The organism is Amycolatopsis sp. SID8362, assembly GCF_010550475.1.
Lineage (GTDB): Bacteria > Actinomycetota > Actinomycetes > Mycobacteriales > Pseudonocardiaceae > Amycolatopsis > Amycolatopsis eburnea.
Genome location: NZ_JAAGNB010000856.1, coordinates 1 through 278, shown reverse-complemented (window position 1 = coordinate 278; position 278 = coordinate 1). Strand labels below are relative to the sequence as shown.

The following is a 278-nucleotide window of genomic DNA, read 5'->3' as shown; positions in this document are numbered from 1 at the left end:
GCGAGGACCTCGGCGGCGATCCGGGTCTTGCCTGCCCCCGCGACGCCGGTCAGGAGCACGAGCCTGCCCCGCCCGGCCCGGGCGTCGGCGAGCACGGCGCCGACCTCGCCCAGCACGGCGGCGCGCCCCACGAACCGCAGCGGTTCGACCATCGCGGACCATCTCCTCGTCCTGACGGTAGACGAATCCGTTGCCGTCGCGGAAGAACGGGGGAAAGTGCCTCAGTGGACGGTCGCCACCGGCGTCGCCGGGCTCAGGACAGGGCGGCGGCGAGGTGC

General features: G+C 74.8%; 1 protein-coding gene. It reads right to left on the bottom strand.

Annotated features, from left to right (window positions below):
* The coding region (locus G3I65_RS26480; RefSeq protein ID WP_160698512.1) for an ATP-binding protein at positions 1–152 on the bottom strand (152 nt) is incomplete at its 3' end.
* Between the last annotated feature and the right edge of the window lie 126 nt (positions 153–278).